The organism is Mycetocola tolaasinivorans, from assembly GCF_003667565.1.
Lineage (GTDB): Bacteria > Actinomycetota > Actinomycetes > Actinomycetales > Microbacteriaceae > Mycetocola > Mycetocola tolaasinivorans.
In genome coordinates this window covers 1-18,782 of the sequence record NZ_RCUX01000008.1, presented here as the reverse complement: position 1 = coordinate 18,782, position 18,782 = coordinate 1, and the positions used below count along the sequence as shown (strand labels likewise).

The window sequence follows — 18,782 nt, the reverse complement described above, 5'->3', positions numbered from 1 at the left end:
GCAAACCTACCCTTACGTTAGGGTAGAGTTGAATCCGTCGCTGAATACGCGACGACCACCTCCATTCTTTCACGCCGCTTCGCCGAGCCCCTCGGGAACCGCGGCCCTGTGCACTTCCGTGACCGGAGTTTTTATGCCCGCGATTGCCGCCCCCGCCACCGTAGCCTCCGCCCTGCGCAGCCCGCGGCTCCTCTCCCGGGAACTCCTCGCCGGACTCGTGGTCGCGATGGCACTGATTCCCGAGGCCATCTCGTTCTCGATCATCGCCGGTGTCGACCCGCGCTACGGGCTCTTCTCCTCGTTCATCATGGCGGTCTCAATCGCCGTGGTCGGCGGGCGACCCGCGATGATCAGCGCCGCAACGGGCGCGGTCGCCCTGGTGATCGCCCCGGTCGCGCGCGAGCACGGGATCGATTACTTCATCGCCACGGTGATTCTCGCCGGAGCGCTACAGATCATCCTCAGCCTGCTCGGGGTGACGAAACTCCTGCGCTTCATCCCGCGGAGCGTGATGATCGGGTTCGTCAACGCGCTTGCAATTCTTGTCGCGCTCGCGCAGCTTCCGCACCTGGTGGGCGTTCCGTGGCTCGTCTATCCGCTGGTCGCGCTCGCGATCCTGATTCTCGTGTTCCTGCCGCGGATGACGCGGGCGGTGCCCGCCCCGCTGGTGGCGATCGTGACGGTCACCGTGATCGTGGTGGTCATGGGTGCTCAGGTGCCGAACGTGGGCGACCAGGGAGCCCTTCCCACGAGCCTTCCTGAGCTGTTCGTTCCCCACGTGCCCCTGACGTTTGAGACGCTGGGCATCATCGGCCCGTTTGCGCTGGCCATGGCAATCGTCGGCCTCCTGGAGTCCCTCATGACGGCGAAGCTCGTGGATGAGATTACGGATACCGGGTCAAACAAGACTCGGGAGGCCTGGGGTCAGGGCGTATCCAACATTCTCTCGGGATTCTTCGGCGGTATGGGCGGGTGCGCGATGATCGGTCAGACGATGATCAACGTGAAATCCTCCGGCGCTCGTACGCGCATCTCCACGTTTGCGGCCGGAACGTTCCTGCTCGCGCTCGTCGTATTCCTCGGCGACGTGGTTTCACTCATCCCGATGGCGGCCCTCGTCGCGGTCATGCTCATGGTGTCGGTGGCGACGTTTGACTGGCACAGTATTCGGCCCGCGACCCTGCGTCGTATGCCGCTCGGCGAGACCGGAGTCATGATCATCACCGTTGCGGTGGTGGTGGCCACCGAGAACCTGGCGATCGGTGTGATCGTCGGTGTACTGGTTGCGATGGTGGTGTTTGCGCGTCGGGTTGCCCACCTCGCTACGGTCACCCGCGAGAGTACACCGGATAATGGCGTGCGCTATCAGGTGAGTGGTGCCCTCTTCTTCGCCTCCAGCAACGACCTGGTGACCCAGTTTGACTATGCCGCGGACTCTGGGCAGATCACCATCGACTTCTCGAATGCGCACATCTGGGATGCTTCGACCGTCGCCGCGCTCGACAGCATCGAGGAGCGGTACGCGCGCCACGGTGTTGAGGTTTCGCTGGTTGGACTCAACGCGTCCAGCGACAGGCTGCGGCGCCGCCTGACCGGCACCCTGTAGAACGCGGTTCCGCCAGGCCGAATGCCCTCTGTGTTCAGGGTGTGGCACGGCACTCTGCTCGTGTTGCGAGGCTCGCCCGGTCCCTCGTGAGAAGATAACTCTTGTCTCGCGTGAGTGCACTCGAGAGCGGCTATCCAGAGAAAGAGGGCGCGTGCACAACGCAACCCCCGACAACCAAACGTCTCACGCCCCCGAGACGGCGCGTTCGAGTGCGAATCCGGCCGCTTTCGTATCGCCGGAGAAGACAGCGGCCGAGCGCTATCGCGCGCCCTGGTGGCGACTCAACGTGGCCGGTGTGATCTTTGGTCTGATCCCCGCCTACCTGTCGCTCACGCCGTCACTGCTGCCGCGTCCGGCGATCCTGCAGGGCGTGATGACGGGCGTGATATTCCTGCTCGGGTATGCCTTCGGACGCCTACTCTGGGCCCTCGGCCGCCGTCTTCTGCCCTGGCGCGTATCCACGCGTGTCCGCCGAATCGTCTGGATCGGTGTACTCGTTGTGATGGCGATCGGTCTGTCCGGGCTGGGTGCCGCCGCGCTGGCCTGGCAAAACGAGGTGCGCGAACTCGTGGAGATGCCCCCGGGCGGTGCGCCCCATGCCGGGCTATTCATCCTCGGGCTGCTGCCGGTCACGATTCTCGGGCTGGCGATTGGGCGTTGGTTCTCGAACCTCTACCGCCGCATTCGCGCCCGCCGCGGCGCACCGATCGCACTCGGCGGCTCGATTCTCACTGCCGTTTTGGTGGTCGCCGTGGTGGTCAGCGGTGCGATGTTCGGGGTGGATCGCATCTATGCGGCCTCCAACGCCGAACCCGCCGCCGAACTGAGCGCCCCCACCTCCACCGAGCGATCGGGCGGCCCCGGCTCGGAGATTCCCTGGGATACCCTGGGCCGGCACGGCGCGGCCTTTGTCGCCGAGGGACCGGACGCCCAGAAGATCACCGAGATCACCGGGCAGCCCGCAATAGAGCCGATCCGCGTCTACGCCGGCCTGAAATCCGCTCCGACCACCGCGGCACGCGCGGCACTCGCCGTGCGCGAGCTGGAGCGCACCCACGCGTTTGATCGCGAAGTCCTCGTGGTGGCCACATCGACCGGATCGGGCTGGCTCGAGCCACAGACCGTTGACGCGGTTGAATACCTCCACGGCGGAAACACCGCGATCGTCTCGATGCAGTACGCCTACACACCCAGCTGGGTATCGTTCATCTTTGATCCCGACGCCTCGGTTGCGGCCGCACGTGACCTCTTTGACGCGGTGAGTGCGGCGATTCACGCGCTGCCCGAGGGCGCGCACCGCCCCAAACTGATCAGTTACGGGCTGAGCCTTGGCGCGCAGGGATCACAGGCGGTCTTTGGCTCCCTGGCCGATGTGCGTGCACGTACCGATGGGGCGCTCTTTGTCGGGTCGCCCAATGGTACCCCGCTGTGGCGCTCCCTGCAGGCGCAGCGCGACGCCGGTTCGCCGGAGTGGCAACCCGTGCTGAATGAGGGGCGCGAGGCGCGTTGGATGGCCCGTTCGGGAGATCTGGAACTCCTCGGAGGCCCGTGGGAGTTCCCGCGCGTGGCCTACCTTCAGCATGCGAGCGACCCGGTCACCTGGCTGGGTGCGGAACTCATCTGGCAGGAGCCGGACTGGCTCACCCCGGGGCAACGCTCCGATCAGATCAGCCCGGACATGCGCTGGATTCCCGTGGTGACTGCCGCGCAGGTGCTCATCGACATGCTGATGGGGGAATCCGTCCCCGCCCGTCACGGACACAACTACGGCGACCTGATCGTGGAGTCCTGGCAGGCAGTGACCGGATCCTCGGTCACCGACCCGGCGGCCCTGGCGCGCATCCAGTCCACCATTATGAGCATGGCGAGCATTCAGCCCTTCGGCGGCTAGGTACGATGCCCCGAGGGGATTCCCGTGGCGTTCTGACACGGGACGATACTTTTGGGGGATTTTGAGATGGCCAGAGCAACAACCAAAGACGACCTGGTGAGCGCCGGAAATACGACGTTCGAAACGCTCACCGGCATCCTTGCCGCGCTCACGGAAGAACAGCGCGATCTTCCCTTTTCGTTTGACGTGAGTAGGGAAAAGGGGGCGCACTGGGCCCGGGACAGCAACGTTCACGATGTGCTCATTCACCTGCACGAGTGGCATCTCCTCCTGCTTGACTGGGTGAGTTCCAACCTGGCGGGCGAGGAGAAGCCGTTTCTGAAGGCCGGCTACAACTGGAAAACCTACGGTGCCATGAATGCGGAGTTTACCGAGCGCAACCGAGGGAGCTCCTACGCGGAGTCGTTCGCGCTGGTCTGCGAGAGCCATGTGAGGGTCATGACACTCATCGATCACTTTTCGCAGGAGGAACTGTTCACCCGGGGAGCGTATCCGTGGGTGGGTGGGACCACCCTCGGCAGCTACTTCACCTCGGTCACGGCGAGCCACTATGTCTGGGCTACCAAGAAGGTGAGAAAGTTCGCGAAGTCGCTAGACCTCGCAACCATGGTGCCTGCTTCGGGCACTAGACCGAGGGAATGAGCCGCACGATCGACTTGCCAAAGTTCTTCCCGGTAAACAGGCCCTGCAGGGCGTCGATCGCGTGTTCAAAGCCCTCGGTGACCGTAACGTCCACGGGGACCGCACCCGACACGATGTGTGGGATGAGGAAGCTCTCAAACTCCTCCTGCACGTCGCGGTAGGAGGCCACGAGATAGCCCTCGAGACGCACCTGCTTGTCGACCATGGTGAAGAGGTTGCGCGGGGCAGCGGGCGGCTCCGTCGTGTACTGGCCGATTGCTCCGGCCCAGGCGATGCGGCCGCGCGGCTTCACGAGGTCAATCGCGAGCGAGAGATGATCTCCGCCCACGCCCTCAATGACCGCGTCAAAGCGCCCGCTGTTTTCTGCGCGCAGGCGAGCCAGCGCGGGGGTGTCACGGAACGCGACGACGCGATCGTAGGTGCCCGCGGATACCAGACGCTCGGCCTTCTCCGGCGTGCTGGTCACGCCCACGATGGGGCTGGCCCCGAGGAGGCGGGCGATGTGCGCGGCGGCGGTTCCGACGCCACCGCCCGCCGCGGTGACCAGGAGTGCCTGGCCACCGTGCAGTTCGGCAATGCGGGTGAGCCCCACATACGCGGTCAGCCCGGTGCCACCGAGGATGCTGACATAGGCCTCCAGTGGGACACCCGCGGGTGGGCTGATGCGGCGTGCCTCGGAGGCTGGAACGAGGGCGTGGGTCGCGTATCCTCGGCGATGCAGCACGGTGTCTCCGGGCCGGAAATCGGGGGAGGTCGACGCGAGAACGCGCCCCGCGCTGCGGCCCTCGAGCGGTGCGCCAAGCTCCCAATCGCCGTCCATCGCCTCGCGGTGGTAGGGATCCACCGAGAACAGAACGTTTTGCACGAGCAGGGTGGGCGGCGCAAGACGGGGGAGCGCGCCCAGGTCGAGCCGCTCGGTAACAACCTCGAAGTGCTCGGGGCCGGGAAGCCCGGCGGGACGAGCGACCAGCTGGTAGCGGTGTGCGAGAACGGCCACGGGTGTACCCTTCGAGAATTCAGCGTCAGGTGCACACAGGGACTAAGGGCACCGTGAATCGACCCTATTCGCTCGACGAGGGGTTCGTCACCACCGTGACCCCGTGTGTCTGACCCGACTTCGTGTGTCTGACCCGACGTTGCACTATGGGCACCACGAGCGCCACGGGGAAGGATCTAGGCCGTGAAACCCGTGCGCTGAGTGGCCGCGTCCGCGCTCGAAGCGGGTGAACCGCCGCTCATGAGTATGAGCCGAGCTTCCTCGGCCGACATCAGATGACCGGAAAGGTGGCCCTCGTCGGTGATTCGAGCGACCCGCTCGAGAAACCGCTCGACCTCGGAGTGCGAAACCGCACCCCGGCTGGACGACTCGAGGATCGCTCTGGCCTGCCCCGCGAAGAAAGCCTCTGCGTCTACACTCATGCTTTTGCTCCTCGTATTGTTATCCCTCATGGTTTTGCTCCTTTCCGTGAATCTATGATGCAGAATACGCATCGTTCCCCGCCCGCGTAGGTCAGCCGAATGAAGTTCTGTGAGTAGTGCTCGGCCGCTCGAATGAGGGCGTGGCCGTTGTGAGTGCGATGGCGTTTTAGTTGTACCGCCCAGGCCAAGTAATCGTACCAATGGCTGCCCGCGTAGTCCCAGTCATTGCCGTGCTCATCCCTCACCCACCACTCCACGAAGTCTGCCCACTCATCGTTTGACCGGTGCAGCGTCCTGAGCGGCAGCGGTCGCTTATCATGCACCATGGGCGAGGCTCCCTCCGGGCGGTGTGGCAAGCGACCGATGCCGTCCAATCTGCATATTCACCAGGTAGCCGACGACCGCCCCGACCAGTGCGGGCATCAGGAGCCAACCGATCACTGACACCGCCCAGGCCAGCGCGGTTGACACGGGAGGTAATGGAATGAGCGCGGGGCTCATGTGCCCAATGATTAGGCCGTAGGTGAGTGCTGGCTTGAGCACGATGGAAGCGAAAAACAGGAGAATCAGGGGCGACCAAATGACCGCACCGCGCGGGCTACTCAGCCACCACATCAAGGGGCTCTTGCCGAGCTTGGCAATCGTTTTTCGGCGCTTCCGCAGGCGCGCTGATTCGCCCTGTGGAGGGTGGGTGAGTGGGCGGCGTAGAGGACGGTGATTCCGACGAGAACTGATCATGTTTTCGACGGTAGGTTGCGGGCGAACAGGGCTGCAAGGACGGCAATAGGAAGTCACGCCAAACGGACAAAGCGGACACAGAAACCGCTTCGTCTCGACCAGCGGCGGCCGCTTCTCTGTTTGGCGCGTGCGAACTCTAAACGCCATGGTGTTCGTGTGGGTTGGTCCTGTGCGAACCGGTGGTTGTGTTTGCCCGAAGCGAACTCCTGGGCAACATTCGCGCCACGATGCACGCCGTGGGCGAACACGCCAGCACGATGTGTTCGGGCGCGATAGATTCAATTCGACGCACAAAACGAATGGAGCGCGACATGGCCGACATCACACCCCAGCCCGGTGTATTTGACCGTCTTCTGAAGGACCGAATCATCTGGCTCGGTTCCGAGGTCCGCGATGACAATGCAAACGAGATCGCAGCCAAGCTGCTGCTGCTTGCCGCCGAGGACCCGGAAGCGGATATCTTCCTCTACATTAACTCCCCGGGTGGTTCGATCACCGCGGGTATGGCGATCTACGACACCATGCAGTTTGTGCCCAACGACATTGTGACCGTGGGTATCGGTATGGCCGCCTCGATGGGCCAGCTGCTGCTGACCGCGGGCACCAAGGGCAAGCGCTACATCACGCCGAACGCCCGCGTGCTGCTGCACCAGCCGCACGGTGGTTTCGGCGGTACCTCGAGCGACATCCAGACCCAGGCCGCGCTCATCAACGACATGAAGCAGCGCCTGGCGAAGATCACCGCCGACCAGACCGGCAAGACCGTCGAGCAGGTCAACGCTGATGGTGACCGTGACCGCTGGTTCACCGCTGAAGAGGCTCTCGAGTACGGTTTCGTGGATCACATCCGTTCCTCGGCGACCGACGTCACCGGTGGTGGCGGAACCGAATCCAAGTAACCGGCGCGAGAAGACAGGACATATAACATGCAGACCCCTACTTTCCAGGCCGGCGGCTCGATGCTGCAGAGCCCGAGCTCGCGCTACATTCTGCCGAGCTTCGAGGAGCGCACCGCCTACGGTTACAAGCGTCAGGACCCGTACGCGAAGCTGTTCGAGGACCGCATCATCTTCCTCGGTGTGCAGGTGGATGACGCCTCGGCCGATGACGTGATGGCTCAGCTGCTCGTGCTGGAGTCGATGGATCCGGACCGCGACATCATGATGTACATCAACTCGCCCGGTGGCTCGTTCACCGCGATGACCGCGATCTACGACACCATGCAGTACATTCGTCCGCACGTGCAGACCGTGGTGCTTGGCCAGGCAGCGTCGGCCGCGGCCGTGCTGACCGCCGGTGGTACCCCGGGCAAGCGTCTGGCCCTGCCGAACGCCCGCATCCTGATTCACCAGCCGGCCGTTGGCCAGGGTGGTGGCCAGGCTTCGGATATCGAGATCCAGGCCGCTGAGATGGCACGCATGCGCGTGTGGCTCGAGGAAACCCTCGCACGCCACACCAAGCGCACCGTCGAGGAGGTCCACAAGGACATCGACCGCGACAAGATCCTGTCAGCCGAGGAGGCCCTGGAGTACGGTCTGATCGACCAGATTCTGGAGAGCCGCAAGAACCCGCTCGCGATTTCCGCGTAGCAACCGTTGTACCGCGAGGCGCGTGCTGAGATTCTCATCACGCGCCTCGCGTGCATTCACCTGACATAACAGTCGTTAACTAATACGGCGGGGCCGGACACACGACGTCGGTGGCCTCGACTAGGCTCAGGGTAACGGTAACCTTGGGGGTAACCCGGATCTGGAGGAATCATGGCACGTATCGGTGAGAGCGCTGATCTACTGAAGTGCTCCTTCTGTGGCAAAAGCCAGAAGCAGGTGCAACAGCTGATCGCCGGTCCCGGCGTCTACATCTGCGATGAGTGCGTCGAGCTGTGCAACGAGATCATCGAGGAGCGTCTGGCCGAGGCCGGTACCGAAGAAACCCCCGAGTTTGATCTCCCCAAGCCGCGCGAAATCTTTGACTTCCTCGAGGAGTACGTCATCGGCCAGGAGGGTGCCAAGAAGGCACTCGCCGTGGCCGTCTACAACCACTACAAGCGCATTCAGGCTGGCGGCACCATCGCCAGCGCCGAGGATCGCGCCGACGAGGTGGAGATCGCCAAGAGCAACATCCTGATGATCGGCCCCACCGGCTGTGGCAAGACCTACCTCGCCCAGACCCTCGCGAAGCAGCTCAACGTGCCCTTCGCCGTGGCCGACGCCACCGCCCTGACCGAGGCCGGTTACGTGGGTGAGGATGTCGAGAACATCCTGCTGAAGCTGCTCCAGGCCGCCGACTTCGACGTCAAGCGTGCCGAGACCGGCATCATCTACGTCGATGAGGTCGACAAGATTGCCCGCAAGGCCGAGAACCCCTCGATCACGCGCGATGTCTCTGGTGAGGGCGTACAGCAGGCGCTACTGAAAATCCTGGAGGGCACCGTTGCCTCGGTGCCGCCGCAGGGCGGGCGCAAGCACCCGAACCAGGAGTTCATCCAGATCGACACCACCAACGTGCTCTTCATCGTGGCCGGTGCCTTTGCCGGTCTGGAGGAGATCATCTCGGCCCGTGCGGGTAAGAAGGGCATCGGTTTTGGCGCCCCGTTGCACTCCGATTCGGATGAAACCGACTGGTTCTCCGAGGTCCTTCCGGAAGACCTCCACAAGTTTGGTCTGATCCCTGAGTTCATCGGTCGTCTGCCCGTGGTCACCGCCGTGACGCCGCTCGATCAGCACGCCCTGGTCGAGATCCTCACGGTCCCGAAGAACGCCCTGGTGAAGCAGTACCAGCGCATGTTTGCGCTCGACGGTGTGGCCCTCGAGTTTGAGGCCGACGCCGTTGAGGCCATCGCCGATCTCGCGGTGCTGCGCAAGACCGGCGCCCGCGGTCTGCGCGCGATTATGGAGGAGGTGCTCGGCCCGATCATGTTCGAGGTGCCCTCCACCACCGAGGTGGGCAAGGTCATCATCACCCGCGCCACCGTGGTCGAAAACGCCGCTCCCACACTCGTGGTGCGTGAGCGTCGCGTACGTGAAAAGTCCGCCTAACGGCCCAGAGTTTCACCCCGGGTTTCCCGGCAACAAGCCCGTCACGGTCACCTCGTGACGGGCTTTTTGCGCTTCCCGAAAGAGTCGGCAGACGCGCCGTCGTTACCCTAGAAATCAATACATAACATGCGTAGGCTTATAGCAGGGAGGCGATCCCTCCCATCCGGATAACGAGTGAGGAGCTACCCATGAAGGCAGCACGTTTCTACGACCGTGGCGACATTCGAATCGACGAAATCCCCGTTCCGGAGGTGACCGCAGGCACCGTCGGGATCGACGTGGCCTGGTGCGGAATCTGCGGATCCGACCTGCACGAATACCTGGACGGGCCGATCTTTGTGCCCCCGGCCGGACACCCGCACCCGATCTCTGGCGAGGACGCCCCAATCACCCTGGGGCACGAGATGTCCGGCGTCGTGTACGCGGTGGGCGAGGGCGTGACCGACATCGAGATCGGCCAGAAGGTCGTGGTGGAGCCCTACATTATCGACCCGCAGTACTCCACCGAACCCGGCACCAACTATCACCTGACCCCGAACATGAACTTCATCGGGCTCGGCGGCCGTGGCGGCGGACTCGGCGAAAAGATCACCGTGGAGCGCCGCTGGGTGCACCCCATCGCCGACAACGTGCCCCTCGACGAGGCGGCGCTGATTGAGCCGCTGTCGGTGGGCTATCACGCGTATGTGCGCAGTGGCGCGCAGGAGGGTGACGTGGCGCTGATCGGCGGTGCGGGCCCCATCGGGCTGCTCACCGCCGCGGTGCTCAAGGCAAAGGGCGTCACCGTGGTGATCTCCGAGCTGAGCGAACTGCGCCGACAGAAGGCCATCGAGGCCGGGGTGGCGGATCACGCCCTCGACCCCTCGCAGGTCAACGTGGTCGACGAGGTGCGCGCCCTGACCGACGGACGCGGGGCCGACGTCGCGTTTGAGTGCACCTCGGTCAACGTTGTGCTCGACACCCTGGTGGACGCCATCAAGCCCGGTGGCACCATCGTGGTGGTCTCGATCTGGGGCAAGCGTGCGAGCGTCGACCTGCAGAAGCTCGTGGTCAAGGAGATCGACCTGCGCGGCACCATCGGGTACATGGGCAATCACCCCGCGACGATCGACCTCGTGGAGTCCGGCAAGATCGACCTCAAACCGTTCATCACCGGCAAGATCGGACTCGACGGTCTCATCGACCGCGGCTTCGACACCCTGATCAACCGCAACGAGACCGCGGTGAAGATCCTCGTGTCGCCATCGGGGGCGGGGCTGTAGTCTCCCGTTGATGGTGTGCGGGCGCGTGGCCCTGTCGTGCACGTGCCCGCACGCTCTTATCCACGGGAGATTCCCGCGGGCGGGGCGAGCGTCAGCGTTCGATCCGCGGCGGCAGCGAGGGCAGCCGAGTGCGTGGCAATGAGCACGATCGCCCCCTCCGCGGTGCGTTCCCGCAGCACGTCCAGCACCAGTTTTTCGTTTCCGGCGTCCAGTGAAGCCGTGGGCTCGTCGGCGAGGATGATGCGCGGGTTCTTTACGATGAGGCGGGCGAGGGCAACGCGCTGTTGTTCTCCGCCGCTGAGCTGAAACACCGGGGTGCGTTCGCGGCCGGCCAGGCCAACGCGTTCGAGGGCGGCACCGATGCTCCGGGTGAGGAGTTCTCGCCCGGGGGAACGCACGAGACCCAGCCTGATGTTTGTGCTCGCGGTGGCCGAGCCAACCAGCGCGAAGTTCTGGAAGAGATAGCCGAGGGTGTCACGGCGAAACCGGCGAGCCTGTCCGAAGCGCAGTCTGGTGAGATCGTGGTCGCCCACGAGGATGCGGCCAGCCGACGCGTTCTCGAGGAGACCGATCGCATTCAGCAGCGTGGACTTCCCGGACCCGCTCGGGCCGGTCACCGCCGCGATCTCACCGGGGTTGAGGGTTGCGGAGAGCCCCTGCCAGAGCACGCGCGTGCCATAGCGCTTGCTGAGGTCGTCAAGGATGATGGGGACGGTGCTAGTCACTGTGGCCTCCGGTGCGTCGAGTGCGGGTGGGGAAGAGGTGGAGTCCGGCGATCAGCACAGCGGAGGAGAGTGCGATCATGCCGATCCCCGCCCCCAGGAGGGGGAGCGGGGACTCGAGCGGTTGCCCGGGCGCGGTGAACGCCGAGCGCAGGGCTATTCCGGCGAGTAGTGCGGCGAGTGCGGTGCCGCTGAGGGCGGTCTCCCAGATGAGGATGGATCGGAACCGATGGGTGAACCGTTGGCCCGCCGTAAATCGCACGAAGAGCTCGGTTGAGCGGCTCCGTGTGGTGAACTCGGCGGTGCCGAAGGCAGCCGCGATGAGCACGACGAGCGCGGAGAGGACTCCCAGCGTCGCGCCCGTGACGTCGCGCGCGCTGCGGTCGCGATCCACGAGGGCTGATTCTGCCGCGGGTGCGTACGACCGGATCAGGTTTCCCAGGCCGGCACCGTCAATCCGGGTGCGGAGATCTTGCGAATCCATCACGATGACGTCGCCCTGAGAGGCGAGAGAAGCGAGGGTGAAATCCGTCAGCGGAGTGGTCTTGAGCGGGGTCACCAGCACGATGGGATCGTCGAGATGGGCGGGAGATTGCGGGCTGGGGGTGATCGGAAACGTAAACACAGACTGGGCGTCGAGGGTTTGAATCGCAACGATCTCGGATGCGCCTGCGTGCTGCGGCCCGTCGAGTGGGTCCAGGGTCTGCTGGCCCCGCGCATCGTCGACTGCGGCGGCTATGAGGGATCCCCGTTCCGCCCACTGGGACGAGGGAATGAGGAGGGTGGATTGATCGGTTTCTACCCGTACCGGTGCCCCGTCCGTTCCGGTCAGTGGCTGGGTCAGGAGAAACGCCGGGTTGACCCGGAGCACCTCGCGCTCGCCGCTTTCGGTGGGGAGAAAGTGCGGGCCCGCGAGGATGATCGTGCCTCGCTCGTCGGCTTCACGGATGAGCGCGCCCAGCGGAGGGAGGGCGGCGTCCACCTCGTTCGGATTTTGAGCCCCACGGAGGTTGAGAAACGTCGCGGACGGATACTTGGCCCACTCGGCGATGGCCGCATCGTATTCGCGAAGGTCGCTGCGTGCCTGCACGAGCGGAAACACCAGTATGACGGCGAAGATGAGCGCGGGAACGCGCAGCGTGAGCAGAAGGGGGAGGGAGCCGCGGGCGAGCGAGCGTCCGGTCAGGGCGCGATGAATGGGGATGCGCAGCGTGGTGAGGAGTGCGATGGTGTGGCACAGCACGAGGAGTAGGAACACGACGAGGAGTGTCTGCCCGGCGACGGTGAGATAGAGCGGAAGATGGGCGCCGCCGTTCCCTCCGATGATAAGCGCGGAGGCACCGAGTGTGACGAGCACCCAACCCGGCCAGAAACCCCAAAAGACATCGCCCAGATCGCGTCGGAGAAGCCGCAACGGATGCGCCCCGTGTAACCGCCCGATCGCGTAGCGGCGTACGGAGGAGAGCACCGCAATGACGGTCAGCAACACGCTGAGCAGTGCGAGGCCGATAAGCCCGGGGGCCATGGGCTGGCTCAGAAACCAGGCCAGAAACGCTGGCGCGTCGGCAAGGGTCACCGTCGAGGTGAGATAGCCCGCATCGTGAAATACGGCGGTCAAGCGATCCACTGCCTGCGCGTCTCCCTGAAACACGTAGTCTCCGGAGAGATCGGCTGTTTCCGCCGCGGTGAAGGGAACTACGGCCGCGGTGGTGCCCGGGCCGAACTGTGGGTAGCCGGTACGGAGCCATTCGGCCTGGTTAGCATCCGGTTTCCCCACGATGAGATCAAGGATGTTTCGATCGGCCGGGCGGTCGGGGTCGGCACGAAACCGTGCAGCGTTGCTTTCGGTATCTCGAGCGGTGTCTGCCAGCCGAGCGAGCACCTCGGATGCGGGGGCGAGTGAATCGTTCCCGGGCACAACCTTTGACGCGTAGTCCCACCCGAGCGAACCCGCTCTGTCCTCGGTAATGACGAGCGTTGCAAACACCCCGGCAAGGGCCCCGGCCAGCGCAAGAATGTACGCCAAGCGGAGCCCACGTTGCGGGAGGCGAGACGTCATCGCGGTGCCTTTCGATGTGACGTGTGTCCCGCACCGGATGATGCGAGGTGGCGGTCACGCTACGGGGCGAAACCTGGGAGTTTCACAAAGAAACCGAAGTGTTACGACGACCCCTGTTTCGGGGTGCAAGGGGAGATGAGGTGACCAAAAACGTCACAAACGGGGTGACATATCGCGTGGGCAATTGCGCCACGCGGCAGAACCGGGACGATTCCGTCACACGGTATGGAGCGCCCGGGGAGCGCTCATAGGCTGACGTTATGGCAAGCATGGAACGGTACACGCTGGGGCATCACCCCAGCGTTCTTCGCACTCACTCGTGGCGTACGGTCGAGAACTCGGCCGCCTATCTTCTTCCGTATCTGCTTGCCGGCTGTCGCGTCCTCGATGTAGGAAGTGGCCCCGGAACCATCACCACAGACATCGCCCAGAGAGTTTTTCCGGGCGATGTTTTTGGTTTAGACGCCTCCGAATCGGTTACCCAGCAGGCTACTCAGCGTGCGGCCGGCCTCGGTATGTCCAACGCCCACTTCCTCGCCGGCAGCGCGTATGAGCTGCCGTTTGAGGACAACTCCTTCGACATCGTGCACGCCCACCAGGTGCTGCAACACCTGGGCGACCCGGTGGCGGCGCTGCGCGAAATGCGGAGGGTGACAAAGCCCGGCGGAATCGTCGCGGCTCGTGACGTCGTCTACGGTTCGGCCTCCTGGTACCCGCTCCTCCCGGGGCTGGAGGAGTGGATGCGGGTGTATCAGGAACTCGCCCGCTCGGGCGGCGGTGAGCCCAATGGTGGCCGCTTCCTGAAGGCCTGGGCTCTCGAGGCGGGCTTCACCGAGGTCCGGGCCACGGCCTCGGTCTGGGCATTCTCCGAGCCGGACGAGCGCGAGTGGTGGGGCGGAGCCTGGGCCGAGCGAGCCTCGGCCTCCAACTGGGGACCGGACGCCATCAGCCAGGGCATCGCTACCGAAACCCAGATTCAGCAGATCGCCGACGCCTGGACCGCCTGGGTCGCCGACCCGGCCGGCTGGTACGCGATGCCGCACGGAGAGATCCTAGCGGTGGCGTAGAAGTTGCTCGGGACAGCCGGAGTAGACTCCCACCATGAGTGACCTGGATCTGCGCAAGCTTCGCTACTTTCTCGTGGTGGCCGAGGAGCTGAACTACGGGCGGGCGGCCGACCGGCTGCACATTGCGCAGCCGGTGCTGAGCCGGCAGATCGCCGCGCTGGAGGGGGAGCTCGGGGCCACGCTCTTTGAACGCTCGAGCCGCGGGACCCGCCTGACCGAGACGGGAGTCGCGCTGGTGGCCGATGCCCGGGTGCTCCTTGCCGGTGCGGCCGCGCTGCAGCGACGGGCGCGCACGGCCGGACGCCAGGGCCCGCACGTGACCATCGGTTTCATGCCGGGGCTCATCATCACCGCGGTTGTCCGCGACCTCGTTGAGCGCTTCCCCGGCCTGACCGTGGACGTCCAGCGGACAGGGTGGGACACACAGGTGGACCTACTGCTCGACGGCACCATCGATGCGAGCTTCGTGCGGCTCCCCGTGCCGCGTCGCGGGCTGCGCGTCAGCGAGATTGCCCGGGAGCAGCGCGTCGTGGTGCTCCCTGTCGGGCACGCGCTGTTGGAATGCGCCGACATCACCCTCGCTGATCTCACGGCGGAGCTGCTGCTCCAGGATCCCGAGGCGGTGCCCGAATGGCGCGATGCGGTGCTCGAGGTGCGCCCGCACGCGCTGTCGCTCGAGCGGATCGGCCTGCCCTCGTTCGACTCCGTCGAGGAGAAGCTTGAGTACGTGGCGGCAGGGCGGGGCATCGTGATTCTCCCGGCATCGACGGCGGCGTTCTACACCCGGGGCGACATTGCGATCCGCCCGATCAGTGACCTTGCCCCGGGGACGATCGGGCTTGCTGTTCCCGCCGATCGTTCGACGCCCGTGCTCACCGCGCTCGAGGAGATCGCCCAGCGGCTCTCCGCATCGGTCGTTTCCGAATCTGCGGACACCCGCAGCGCGTAGCTCGAGCGATACCCGCCGGGTATCACAGTGGGCAGAATGGGTCTTGGACGCTCCCGGGTGCGCGGGCCGATCATGAAGACATGACAGTAAACAGCACCTCAAAAATCGTCTTTCTCGGTGGAACCTCGGGCCTTGGTCTCGCCGCCGCACGCGCCGCGGCCGAGGCCGGAGCGCAGGTATTTATTGGCTCGCGCAACCCCGAATCGGTGGCCCGTGCCCTGGCGGAGCTCCCCGACTCGGTGACCGGCCACGTCGTGAACGCGGCGGACTCCTCAAGCGTCGCGGCATTTTTTGACGCGGTGGGGGAGTTTGACCACTTCGCCTACACCGCGGCCGAAAACCTCAGCTCGGTAACCCTCGCCGACTTCACCCCGGAAAAGGCGGCCTCGTTCTTCGGGCTGCGTCTCTTCCACGCCCTCGACGCCGTCCGCCTCGCGGTGCCGCACCTGCGGGCCGGCGGATCAATCACACTCACCAGTGGTACCGCCGCGTACCGGGGAGGCCCCGGCTGGCTGCTCGGATCGGCGACCTCGGGTGCGACGATCTCTGCGGTGCGCTCCCTCGCGGTGGAACTCGCTCCACTGCGCGTCAACGCGGTGGCACCGGGAATCGTACGTTCGCCGCTGTGGGACAGCATGAGCGCGGCCGACCGTGAGGCCATGTATGCGGACGCCGCGAAGCGTCTGCCGGCCGGCCGGGTACCGGAACCCTCCGATGTGGCCCGCGTTTATCTGGGCCTGATGGATCAGGACTTCGTCACCGGAACGGTCTCGGTCGTGGACGGCGGCACACTGATCGTCTAGGTCAACACGGCGAAGAACGCCCGTGGGATCGGTGGATCCCACGGGCGTTCTCTCTGTATTGCGAGCTATGCCCGCGGCGTCACGAACTCCAACAGGTTGCCGAACGGGTCCTCGGAGATCAGCCGTCGGTATGGCGGGAAGAACTCATCCATCTCTACCGGCAGGCCGTACTCGTGCAGGCGGATCGAGAGCAGGTCGAGGTCCCGGGTGGTGATGCCCGGGCGGGCGCGGCGGGCCGGGCGGAAGGGGTCTTCCACGCCGAGGTGAATTTCCAGGGCGTCGCCGCGGAACCACACGCCGCGGCGCGCGATCAGCACCGTGGGCTTGCGAATCTCGGTGAGACCGAGCAGGCCGCCGTAAAACGCACGGGCGTCATCCTCGCCGCCGCGCGGCATCGCCAGCAGGACGTGCTGGAGCCCGAGACCAAACGGGGTATCCGGAACCGGATCCTCACGGTGGGGCAACGGCAGCGGAATCACGGGGCTCCTTTGAAGCGAAAAAAGTGGGGGAGGACGGCCGGGTTACCAGTCGTCGTCGGCGTCGGGGGTGCCTGGCTCAGTGACGCTCGCAGCGCTGCCGTCCGGGTTCAGAACGAGCAGCGTGCCATCCTCAAGCTCCAGGTGCGGGCGGCCCTCCAGGTAGGTGAGCGTCCAGCGCCAGTGTGCGAGTTCCGCCGCCGCGAACGACAGCTGGCGGGCCGCTTCAACCTCGCGCACCGGAACCTCGGCGTCCGCGGGCAGGGCGGCGGGCAGTGCCGCGCCAAAAGCCCATCGAGTACCCAGCTGCATGCTAGTTTCCCACCTCCACGGTCCGGTCGTAAATAATGTACGGGGCCTCCTCGGCCACCTGCGCGTAGAGCGCACGTGCCCGGGTGTTATCCGGGGCGGTGATCCAGCGCACCGTGGGTGCGCCGCCCGCGCGGGCAAACTCGGCCACCCCGTCCAGTAGCTCACGGCCGAGGCCCTGTGCACGCACGTCGGGGTCGATCACCAGGTCTTCGAGGTAGAGGCCCATCTCGCCGGCCAGCGGCCGGGCGATCCAGCGCACGTGCGCCAGACCGACCGGCCGATCCGAATCATCGGTGACCACCAGCGCGTGCAGCTGGTGCTCGCCCCGGGTGATCCAACCCCACACCAGCGCCGCGTGTTCCTCGCTCACACCGTCTCGGAAGAGCCCCGCGTAGGCGGAGAAGAGACGGTGCCAGTCGGTGAACTCGTCGGCGCGGATGGGGCGGACACTCATGCTAGGCCTCGGGAACCTCGGCGAAGACGATCTCGGTCACGGCGAGTTCATCGCCGATCGCGGTCTTCAGCTCGGCGATGCGTCCCACACCCTGCAGGTCGGTCAGGGCACCCTGCAGGAGGGCGATCTGCTCGGCCGAACCGGAGATGGTGGCGGTGTCCACCGGGGTCTTCTGCGAGGCCTTGGCGTCGGTCTTCGCGCGGCGAATACCGATCAGCGCGGCGCTCGCGAGCGAGAACAGCGCGGGGTCACCGGTGGCGGGAACCTCATCCGCGGTCGGCCAGGTGGCCGAGTGGATGCTGCCCTCACGGAACCAGGACCACGCCTCGTCCGTTGCAAACGGAATGAACGGCGCGAACAGGCGCAGCAGCACGTCGAGTGCGAGGTGCAGGGCGGCGACGGCGCTAGCCTGGGCGTCGCCCGGCTCGCCGTAGGCGCGCTCCTTGACCAGCTCCAGGTAGTCGTCGCAGAACTCCCAGAAGAAGGACTCGGCGATTTCCAGTGCCTTGGCGTGGTCGTAGTTCGCAAACGCGGTGGTGGCGTCGGCCACAACCTTGTTCAGCGTGGTCAGCAGGCTCTGGTCCAACGGCTCGGTGACCGCGGCACCCGCGGGCGCCTCGAAGCCGAGGATGAACTTGGTGGCGTTCAGGACCTTGATCGCCAGGCGGCGACCGATCTTGATCTGCGTCGGGTTCTGCGGGTCGAATCCGGCGTCGGTACCCAGGCGGCTGGTCGCGGCCCAGTAGCGGACGGCGTCCGAACCGTGCTTTTCCAGGATGTCCGCCGGGGTGACGACGTTACCCTTCGACTTCGACATCTTCTTGCGGTCGGGGTCGAGGATCCAGCCGGACAGCGCGGCGTCGCTCCACGGCTTGCGGTCGTCCTCAAGGGTCGAGCGCAGCATGGTCGAGAACAGCCAGGTACGGATGATGTCCTGACCCTGCGGGCGCAGGCTGAACGGGGCAACGAGGTTCCACAGCTCGGGGTCGCGCTCCCAGCCACCCGCGAGCTGCGGGGTCAGCGAGGAGGTGGCCCAGGTGTCCATCACGTCAACCTCACCGATGAAACCGCCGGCAACGCCGCGCTGGTCCTCGGTGTAGCCGGGGGCGGGGTCCGCGGTGGGGTCAACCGGCAGCGACTCGGCGGTCGCGGCGATCGGGGCGTCGTAGTTGGGCTCGCCGTTTTCGTCCAGCGGGTACCACAGCGGCAGGGCCACACCGAAGAAGCGCTGACGCGAGATCAGCCAGTCACCGGAGAGTCCGTTGACCCAGTTCTCGTAGCGCACGCGCATGAAGTCGGGGTGCCAGTTCAGCTCGGTGCCGAGCTCCAGCAGGCGGGCGCGCA

Annotated in this window: 20 protein-coding genes; 10 read left to right on the top strand and 10 right to left on the bottom strand. The window is 65.4% G+C overall.

What is annotated here, in order from left to right; translation table 11 throughout:
* The first annotated feature begins 133 nt into the window (after positions 1-133).
* The 3 genes from D9V32_RS10915 to D9V32_RS10905 all read left to right on the top strand — a co-directional run bounded on the left by D9V32_RS10915 (position 134) and on the right by D9V32_RS10905 (position 4,139).
* A complete protein-coding gene (locus D9V32_RS10915) occupies positions 134-1,606 on the top strand; it encodes a SulP family inorganic anion transporter (protein WP_121648944.1) in 1,473 nt (490 codons plus the stop codon).
* A 151-nt stretch (positions 1,607-1,757) separates the two neighbouring features.
* Positions 1,758-3,497 carry an alpha/beta hydrolase gene (locus tag D9V32_RS10910; protein WP_121648943.1) on the top strand — a complete coding sequence of 580 codons (1,740 nt, stop codon included), beginning with the start codon at positions 1,758-1,760 and terminating at the stop codon, positions 3,495-3,497.
* A gap of 66 nt (positions 3,498-3,563) precedes the next feature.
* Positions 3,564-4,139, top strand: coding sequence for a ClbS/DfsB family four-helix bundle protein (locus tag D9V32_RS10905; RefSeq protein ID WP_121648942.1), 576 nt, complete (start codon positions 3,564-3,566; stop codon positions 4,137-4,139).
* Here the strand turns inward: D9V32_RS10905 and D9V32_RS10900 are convergent.
* The 4 genes from D9V32_RS10900 to D9V32_RS16670 form a co-directional block, all read right to left on the bottom strand.
* Positions 4,123-5,136: an MDR family NADP-dependent oxidoreductase gene (locus D9V32_RS10900; RefSeq protein ID WP_121648941.1), complete on the bottom strand. Its 1,014-nt coding sequence runs from the start codon at positions 5,134-5,136 to the stop codon at positions 4,123-4,125. The two genes, D9V32_RS10905 and D9V32_RS10900, sit on opposite strands and share 17 nt — an antisense overlap.
* 176 nt (positions 5,137-5,312) lie before the next feature.
* Positions 5,313-5,558, bottom strand: coding sequence for a hypothetical protein (locus D9V32_RS10895; protein WP_147440451.1), 246 nt, complete (start codon positions 5,556-5,558; stop codon positions 5,313-5,315).
* Between the two features lie 26 nt (positions 5,559-5,584).
* Positions 5,585-5,884 (bottom strand): DUF6313 family protein, encoded by a 300-nt coding sequence (locus tag D9V32_RS16675; protein ID WP_220700697.1) that lies wholly within the window; start codon positions 5,882-5,884, stop codon positions 5,585-5,587.
* Positions 5,874-6,059 (bottom strand): DUF6313 family protein, encoded by a 186-nt coding sequence (locus D9V32_RS16670; protein WP_425462008.1) that lies wholly within the window; start codon positions 6,057-6,059, stop codon positions 5,874-5,876. The genes D9V32_RS16675 and D9V32_RS16670 overlap by 11 nt, the downstream gene beginning before the upstream one ends.
* 536 nt (positions 6,060-6,595) lie before the next feature.
* On the opposite strand from D9V32_RS16670, the gene D9V32_RS10885 reads away from it, so the two are divergent.
* The 4 genes from D9V32_RS10885 to D9V32_RS10870 all read left to right on the top strand — a co-directional run bounded on the left by D9V32_RS10885 (position 6,596) and on the right by D9V32_RS10870 (position 10,596).
* Positions 6,596-7,195 carry an ATP-dependent Clp protease proteolytic subunit gene (locus D9V32_RS10885; RefSeq protein ID WP_281272138.1) on the top strand — a complete coding sequence of 200 codons (600 nt, stop codon included), beginning with the start codon at positions 6,596-6,598 and terminating at the stop codon, positions 7,193-7,195.
* A 27-nt stretch (positions 7,196-7,222) separates the two neighbouring features.
* Entirely contained in the window at positions 7,223-7,885 is a 663-nt protein-coding gene (locus D9V32_RS10880) for an ATP-dependent Clp protease proteolytic subunit (protein ID WP_121648938.1), read from the top strand.
* A 171-nt stretch (positions 7,886-8,056) separates the two neighbouring features.
* Positions 8,057-9,334 carry an ATP-dependent Clp protease ATP-binding subunit ClpX gene (gene clpX, locus D9V32_RS10875; RefSeq protein ID WP_121648937.1) on the top strand — a complete coding sequence of 426 codons (1,278 nt, stop codon included), beginning with the start codon at positions 8,057-8,059 and terminating at the stop codon, positions 9,332-9,334.
* Between the two features lie 188 nt (positions 9,335-9,522).
* Complete coding sequence (locus D9V32_RS10870) at positions 9,523-10,596, top strand: 2,3-butanediol dehydrogenase (RefSeq protein ID WP_121648936.1); 1,074 nt, start codon at positions 9,523-9,525, stop codon at positions 10,594-10,596.
* A gap of 56 nt (positions 10,597-10,652) precedes the next feature.
* Here D9V32_RS10870 and D9V32_RS10865 read toward each other — a convergent pair whose 3' ends face one another.
* Positions 10,653-11,321 carry an ATP-binding cassette domain-containing protein gene (locus D9V32_RS10865; RefSeq protein WP_121648935.1) on the bottom strand — a complete coding sequence of 223 codons (669 nt, stop codon included), beginning with the start codon at positions 11,319-11,321 and terminating at the stop codon, positions 10,653-10,655.
* Positions 11,314-13,377, bottom strand: a complete 2,064-nt coding sequence (locus D9V32_RS10860) for a hypothetical protein (protein WP_147440450.1) — start codon at positions 13,375-13,377, stop codon at positions 11,314-11,316. The genes D9V32_RS10865 and D9V32_RS10860 overlap by 8 nt, the downstream gene beginning before the upstream one ends.
* 260 nt (positions 13,378-13,637) lie before the next feature.
* Here D9V32_RS10860 and D9V32_RS10855 point away from each other — a divergent pair, with 260 nt between their 5' ends.
* The 3 genes from D9V32_RS10855 (at position 13,638) to D9V32_RS10845 (ending at position 16,196) form a co-directional block, all read left to right on the top strand.
* On the top strand, positions 13,638-14,444 hold the full coding sequence (locus tag D9V32_RS10855) for a class I SAM-dependent methyltransferase (protein ID WP_220700695.1): 807 nt from the start codon (positions 13,638-13,640) through the stop codon (positions 14,442-14,444).
* Positions 14,445-14,478: 34 nt separating this feature from the next.
* Positions 14,479-15,393 (top strand): LysR family transcriptional regulator, encoded by a 915-nt coding sequence (locus D9V32_RS10850; protein WP_121648932.1) that lies wholly within the window; start codon positions 14,479-14,481, stop codon positions 15,391-15,393.
* Positions 15,394-15,473: 80 nt separating this feature from the next.
* Positions 15,474-16,196, top strand: a complete 723-nt coding sequence (locus tag D9V32_RS10845) for an SDR family oxidoreductase (protein ID WP_121648931.1) — start codon at positions 15,474-15,476, stop codon at positions 16,194-16,196.
* Between the two features lie 65 nt (positions 16,197-16,261).
* On the opposite strand, the gene D9V32_RS10840 is transcribed toward D9V32_RS10845, so the two are convergent.
* From D9V32_RS10840 to D9V32_RS10825, 4 genes are all read right to left on the bottom strand, one after another.
* Entirely contained in the window at positions 16,262-16,675 is a 414-nt protein-coding gene (locus D9V32_RS10840) for a VOC family protein (protein ID WP_245982269.1), read from the bottom strand.
* A 42-nt stretch (positions 16,676-16,717) separates the two neighbouring features.
* Positions 16,718-16,984: a hypothetical protein gene (locus tag D9V32_RS10835; protein ID WP_183086278.1), complete on the bottom strand. Its 267-nt coding sequence runs from the start codon at positions 16,982-16,984 to the stop codon at positions 16,718-16,720.
* 1 nt (position 16,985) lies between these two features.
* Positions 16,986-17,438: a GNAT family N-acetyltransferase gene (locus D9V32_RS10830; RefSeq protein WP_121648930.1), complete on the bottom strand. Its 453-nt coding sequence runs from the start codon at positions 17,436-17,438 to the stop codon at positions 16,986-16,988.
* A gap of 1 nt (position 17,439) precedes the next feature.
* Positions 17,440-18,782: class I tRNA ligase family protein (locus D9V32_RS10825; protein ID WP_147440449.1), on the bottom strand; the 1,343-nt coding region annotated here is incomplete at its 5' end.

What these genes read in the sequence shown, in the direction of transcription:
- D9V32_RS10855 (WP_220700695.1), top strand. Translation starts at nt 13,638, where the DNA reads ATGGCAAGCATGGAACGGTACACGCTGGGGCATCACCCCAGCGTTCTT.
- D9V32_RS10870 (WP_121648936.1), top strand. Translation starts at nt 9,523, where the DNA reads ATGAAGGCAGCACGTTTCTACGACCGTGGCGACATTCGAATCGACGAA.
- D9V32_RS10915 (WP_121648944.1), top strand. Translation starts at nt 134, where the DNA reads ATGCCCGCGATTGCCGCCCCCGCCACCGTAGCCTCCGCCCTGCGCAGC.
- D9V32_RS10845 (WP_121648931.1), top strand. Translation starts at nt 15,474, where the DNA reads ATGACAGTAAACAGCACCTCAAAAATCGTCTTTCTCGGTGGAACCTCG.
- D9V32_RS10835 (WP_183086278.1), bottom strand. Translation starts at nt 16,984, where the DNA reads ATGCAGCTGGGTACTCGATGGGCTTTTGGCGCGGCACTGCCCGCCGCC.
- clpX (WP_121648937.1), top strand. Translation starts at nt 8,057, where the DNA reads ATGGCACGTATCGGTGAGAGCGCTGATCTACTGAAGTGCTCCTTCTGT.
- D9V32_RS16675 (WP_220700697.1), bottom strand. Translation starts at nt 5,884, where the DNA reads ATGGTGCATGATAAGCGACCGCTGCCGCTCAGGACGCTGCACCGGTCA.
- D9V32_RS10880 (WP_121648938.1), top strand. Translation starts at nt 7,223, where the DNA reads ATGCAGACCCCTACTTTCCAGGCCGGCGGCTCGATGCTGCAGAGCCCG.
- D9V32_RS10830 (WP_121648930.1), bottom strand. Translation starts at nt 17,438, where the DNA reads ATGAGTGTCCGCCCCATCCGCGCCGACGAGTTCACCGACTGGCACCGT.
- D9V32_RS10850 (WP_121648932.1), top strand. Translation starts at nt 14,479, where the DNA reads ATGAGTGACCTGGATCTGCGCAAGCTTCGCTACTTTCTCGTGGTGGCC.
- D9V32_RS10885 (WP_281272138.1), top strand. Translation starts at nt 6,596, where the DNA reads ATGGAGCGCGACATGGCCGACATCACACCCCAGCCCGGTGTATTTGAC.
- D9V32_RS10860 (WP_147440450.1), bottom strand. Translation starts at nt 13,377, where the DNA reads ATGACGTCTCGCCTCCCGCAACGTGGGCTCCGCTTGGCGTACATTCTT.
- D9V32_RS10895 (WP_147440451.1), bottom strand. Translation starts at nt 5,558, where the DNA reads ATGAGTGTAGACGCAGAGGCTTTCTTCGCGGGGCAGGCCAGAGCGATC.
- D9V32_RS16670 (WP_425462008.1), bottom strand. Translation starts at nt 6,059, where the DNA reads ATGAGCCCCGCGCTCATTCCATTACCTCCCGTGTCAACCGCGCTGGCC.
- D9V32_RS10905 (WP_121648942.1), top strand. Translation starts at nt 3,564, where the DNA reads ATGGCCAGAGCAACAACCAAAGACGACCTGGTGAGCGCCGGAAATACG.